The organism is Actinocrinis sp. (assembly GCF_035938995.1).
GTDB lineage: Bacteria > Actinomycetota > Actinomycetes > Streptomycetales > Catenulisporaceae > DASZGI01.
In genome coordinates this window covers 1-5022 of sequence record NZ_DASZGI010000114.1, presented here as the reverse complement: position 1 = coordinate 5022, position 5022 = coordinate 1, and the positions used below count along the sequence as shown (strand labels likewise).

Annotated in this window: 6 protein-coding genes; all 6 read left to right on the top strand. The window is 71.5% G+C overall.

Going from position 1 to position 5022, the window contains the following annotated elements:
• Positions 1-67 precede the first annotated feature (67 nt).
• On the top strand, positions 68-796 hold the full coding sequence (gene pgeF / locus VGZ32_RS07775) for a peptidoglycan editing factor PgeF (RefSeq protein ID WP_326885185.1): 729 nt from the start codon (positions 68-70) through the stop codon (positions 794-796).
• Positions 789-1517, top strand: coding sequence for a YggS family pyridoxal phosphate-dependent enzyme (locus VGZ32_RS07770; RefSeq protein ID WP_326885184.1), 729 nt, complete (start codon positions 789-791; stop codon positions 1515-1517). Before pgeF ends, VGZ32_RS07770 begins: the two co-directional genes overlap by 8 nt.
• Before the next feature lie 139 nt (positions 1518-1656).
• Positions 1657-2343, top strand: a complete 687-nt coding sequence (locus VGZ32_RS07765) for a cell division protein SepF (RefSeq protein ID WP_326885183.1) — start codon at positions 1657-1659, stop codon at positions 2341-2343.
• Positions 2344-2401: 58 nt separating this feature from the next.
• Positions 2402-2686, top strand: coding sequence for a YggT family protein (locus tag VGZ32_RS07760; protein WP_326885182.1), 285 nt, complete (start codon positions 2402-2404; stop codon positions 2684-2686).
• 82 nt (positions 2687-2768) lie between these two features.
• Positions 2769-3788, top strand: coding sequence for a DivIVA domain-containing protein (locus tag VGZ32_RS07755; protein ID WP_326885181.1), 1020 nt, complete (start codon positions 2769-2771; stop codon positions 3786-3788).
• 267 nt (positions 3789-4055) lie between these two features.
• On the top strand, positions 4056-5022 hold a 967-nt coding region (locus VGZ32_RS07750; protein WP_326885180.1), incomplete at its 3' end, for a serine/threonine-protein kinase.

Below are 5022 nucleotides of genomic sequence, written 5' to 3'. Positions count from 1 at the left end.
GTTCCTCCGTGATTGTCGGATCATCATGCGGGTTGGTGATCGCGCGCCGATCTGAAAGGCTCGGGGCGTGGAGCTCTTCGAGCACGGCCGCTTCCGCTTCGCCTTCTCCGACCGGCACGGCGGAGTGAGCGCGGCGCCCTACGGATCGCTGAACCTCGGGGGGCACGTCGGCGACGACCCAGAGGCGGTCGCGGAGAACCGGCGGCTGGCCGCGAAATCCCTCGGCATGGCCCCTGGCAGCGTCGTCTACATGCGGCAGGTGCACGGCGCTGGAGTCGCCGTGGTGCGCGGACCTTGGCCGGGCGGCGTGTCGCCCGAGGTCGACGCGATCGTCACCGACCGGCCGGGCACGGTCCTCGCGGTCCTGGTCGCCGACTGCACCCCGGTCCTGCTCGCCGATCCGGTCGCGGGAGTCGTCGCGGCCGCTCACGCCGGACGCCCGGGAATGGCCGCCGGGGTAGTGCCCGCCACCGTCGCGGCGATGCGCGCGCTCGGCGCGGAACCCTCCCGGATGCTCGCCTACACCGGCCCTGCCGTGTGCGGCGCCTGCTATGAGGTGCCCGAGCAGATGCGCGCGGATGTCGCCGCCCAGGTGCCCGAATCGTGGGCGACGACTCGTCAGGGCACCCCCGCCGTCGACGTGCCGGCCGGCGTCTGGGTGCAACTGCGCGAGGCCGGAATCGGAGACGGCCGGCGATCGCCGGTCTGTGCGAAGGAATCCGCCGACCACTACTCCTACCGCCGCGAAGGAACGACCGGGCGGTTCGCCGGATTCGCCTGGTTTGAAGATGTCTGAGACGGATTCGCAGGCGCCCGACGCGCGCGCCGGTGAGCTGGCCCGGAACCTGGCCACGGTGCGGGCGCGGATCGCAGCAGCCTGCGCCGCCGCCGGTCGCGAACCGGACGAGGTGTCGCTGATTGCTGTAACCAAGACATATCCGGCGTCTGACGTCATTCGTCTGTATCAGGCGGGAGTATGCGAGTTCGGCGAGAACCGCGACCAGGAGGCCGCTGCGAAAGCCGCCGAGGTCGGATCCGGGCTACCCGGCCTGACCTGGCACTTCATCGGTCAGCTACAGACGAACAAGGCACGCTCGGTGGTCTCCTACGCCGACGTCGTCCAATCGGTCGACCGCGTCAAGCTCGTCTACGCCCTCGACGACGCCGCGCGACGCGCCGATCGATCGCCGCTCTGTCTGGTGCAGGTGAATCTGGATCCGGATGCCGCCGGACGCGGCGGCGCGGAACCCTCCGAGGTCGAACGGGTCGCCGACGCGGTAGCCGAATCCGCGGCGCTCAGGCTCGGCGGGCTGATGGCCGTCGCCCCGCTCGGCGCGAACCCCGGCGCGGCATTCGAACGGCTCGCCGAGATTGCCGCGAAAGTACGTGGCGCCCACGCTGGAGCTGTGTCACTCTCTGCGGGGATGAGCGGGGATCTCGAGGCGGCCGTCGCCGCGGGCGCGACACACGTGCGGATCGGCTCCGCGTTACTCGGCGCTCGCCCGCCGCTGCGGTAACGTCTGATCCAGTACCCGAACGGGTCGCGCCGGCCGCCGGGACACCGGCGGGGGAGGGACCGGACGGCGGGGCACACCGCGGCGCGGTGAGCCTGGCCCCGGCCGATGGACCATCAGTTCGAAAAGGAAGGTGACGGGCATGCCCGGATTCATGAAGAAGACGGCCGTCTACCTCGGGCTGATGGAGGGCGACGACCCGTACGCCTACGAGGAGTACACCGAGGAGCCCGACGAGGAGGCGCGCCCGGTCCGCCCCGACGAGGACGTCGACGACGAGGACGAGCGCTACGCGCCGCCCGGTCCGCGCGAGGCCGCGGTCGAGCACGACCCCCGTCCGCTGTTCCTGTCCGAGCCGCGCCGTCCCCAGGGCGCCGCGCGCGGCGCCGGTCAGGACCGCGGCGCCGCCGGCGAGTACGTCCGCCCGGCGCCGCTGTCGATGCTCCCCGAGCGGGTCGACCGGTACGAGCGCCCCGCCCCGGTCGCGTCCGCGATGGGCAGCGTCCCGCACGGCTTCGGCGGCGGGGACGGCGGCGGCGCGACGTCCGAGGCATACCGGATCACGACCCTGCACCCGCGCAGCTACAACGAGGCGCGCACGATCGGCGAGCACTTCCGCGACGGCACCCCGGTCATCATGAACCTGTCCGACATGGGAGACGCCGACGCGAAGCGGCTGGTCGACTTCGCCGCGGGCCTCATCTTCGGGCTGCGCGGGACCATGGAGCGCGTGACCCAGAAGGTCTTCTTGCTATCACCTGCTAACGTCGATGTGACGGCTGAAGACAAGGCCCGCATCGCCGAGGGTGGGTTCTTCAACCAGAGCTGACAGGCGGTATCCGACCCGGTGCCGCCGGTGACGGCGGCACCTGGGATGGACGGCGTAGATGCACCTGGCGATCCAAGTGATCACGGTTGCGCTCTGGGCGTACTGGGTCGTGCTCATCTTCCGGCTGATCATGGAGCTGGTTTTCCAATTCGCCAGATCCTATGACCCGCACGGTGCCATGCTGGTTGCCGTGGAGTCCGCCTATACGGCAACCGATCCGCCGCTGAGATTTCTGCGTCGGCACATCCCGCCGCTCCGCATCGGCGGGATCGCGCTGGACCTGGCGTTTCTGCTGCTGCTGATCATCATGTCCATCCTGCTCAAGGTGGTGGGCCAGCTTTGAGCGCACCCGACAGCAGACATAACAACCAGGACACGAGATATTGTCTGTCCGGTACGCCGACGACCCACGCTGAGGTGAAGACATGCCGTTGACCCCCGAGGACGTGCACAACAAGCAGTTCACGACCGTCCGCCTCCGGGAGGGCTACGACGAGGAAGAGGTCGACGCCTTCCTGGACGAGGTGGAGGCCGAACTCACCCGGCTGCTGCGGGAGAACGAGGAACTGCGCGCCAAGCTCGCGGCCGCGACCCGGGCCGCCGCCGCGGCGCAACAGCAGCCGCCCATGGACCGACCGCCCATGGACCGGATGCCGGCCCGACGAGAACCGGTACCGATACCCGCCCAGTTGCCGGCGCCGATGCCCGTGCCGGTGCCGCAACCGCAGCCGCCGCAGTTCCAGCCGGGCGGCGACTCGGCCGCCCGCGTCCTCGCGCTGGCCCAGCAGACCGCCGACCAGGCGATCGCCGAGGCGCGCAACGAGGCCAACAAGATCGTGGGCGAGGCGCGCACCCGCGCCGACGGCATGGAGCGCGAGTCCCGCGGCAAGGCCGACGCGCTGGAGCGGGACGCGCAGGAGAAGCACCGCGTGGCGATGGGCACGCTCGAGCAGGCCCGCGCCTCGCTGGAGCGCAAGGTCGAGGACCTGCGCGCGTTCGAGCGCGAATACCGGCAGCGGCTCAAGTCGTATCTGGAGAGCCAGATGCGGCAGCTGGAGTCGAACAGCACCACCGACGACCCGATGCTCGCCTCGCGCGGCTCGTCCCCGTTCCCGCAGCTGGGCCCGGGCAGCAGCGCCCCGGCCATGGCCGGCGTCGGGATGCCGCCGGGCATGAGCTCGGCTGGCATGCCCCCCGGCATGGGCCCGGGCCCGATGGGTCCCGGTCCGATGGGCCCCGGCCCCGGGATGAACCCGGGCCCGCAGGGCAGCGGGTACAACCCGCCGATGCCCGCGCCCGCGATGGCCGGCTCCGCGATGAGCCAGATGACCCAGACCATGGCCCCGATCCGGCCGGGCGTGCCGCCGCAGTCGGTGCCCAACTACCCGCCGCCCCCGCCGTCGCCGATGCGCGGCTTCCTGATCGAAGAGGACCCCGACTCCTGAACCGAACCTCCTAGAGCGAACTCACGTCGACGTACCGCACGCGGCCTCGATCCCGACCAGGATCGGGGCCGCAGTGCGTCCACCGCCGGTCTCGCGCATCCGAACCAGCCGCAACAGAACCCTGAAACGCGTCCGTCGCCCTGACCGTTCCAGGTCGGATCTGTGACAATCCGTGACACCACTTGGCCTGGCAAGGTCACGGTGCGGCTGCTTCACTCGGTGGCGGGGGACCGGCAGCGAACAGGCGAGCCCGGGGGTTGAGACTGCGTGCAGACGAGGCAGACTGCGACTGCCGACCCGCGACTGCGGGACGGCAGATGGCGATCAGCGCTGGGCGAGTGCCTGGCCCTGTACCGGGCGGTGACCGGAGACCTCTCGCAGGACAAGCCACTTGAGCCGACGGACCTGCTCGCCCTCGGGCCGTATACGGTGGTGGGCCTGATCGGGCAGGGCGGGATGGGCCGCGTCTACTCGGCCCGCGCGGCCGACGGCACCCGCGTCGCCATCAAGGCCCTGATCGCGCACGCGGCGGCGCGGGAGGCGGCCATGCCCCGCTTCCGGCGCGAACTGGCCGCGGCCCGCCGCATCGAGGGCGAGCTGACCGCACGAGTCGTCGACGCCGACCTCGAGGCCGACCCGCCGTGGCTGGCCACCGAGTACATCCACGGCCCGACGCTCATGGCGGTCGTCGACGCGCTCGGCCCGCTGCCACCGCCCGCCGTCGCCGCGCTGGCCATGGGTGTCGCCAGTGCGCTGACGGACATCCACGCCGCGGGGGTGGTACACCGGGACCTGAAGCCCTCGAACATCCTGCTGACGGCGGACGGCTTGCGGGTGGTCGACTTCGGGATCGCCCGCACGTCGGACGGGACCACCCTCACCGGCGGAAACTGGACTCTTGGCACGCCCGCGTTCATGGCGCCCGAACAGGTCGTCGGCGAGCCGGTCGTGCCGGCGACGGACGTCTTCACGCTCGGATCGGTGCTGGTCTACGCCGCGACAGGCGAGCCGCCGTTCGGCCGCGACGAGGCGACCGCCGTGATGTACCGCACGGTGCACGACGCGCCTGAGCTGACCGGCGTCCTCGAACCGCTGCGCGCCGTGGTCGAGGACTGCCTGGAGAAGGACCCGTCCGCTCGGCCGACCCCGGCCGAGGTGATCGACCGCACGTTCGCGCTGCTCGGCCGCGCCCCGGCGAGACGGCTGGCCGAGGAGGACGGCGCGGACGGTTCCG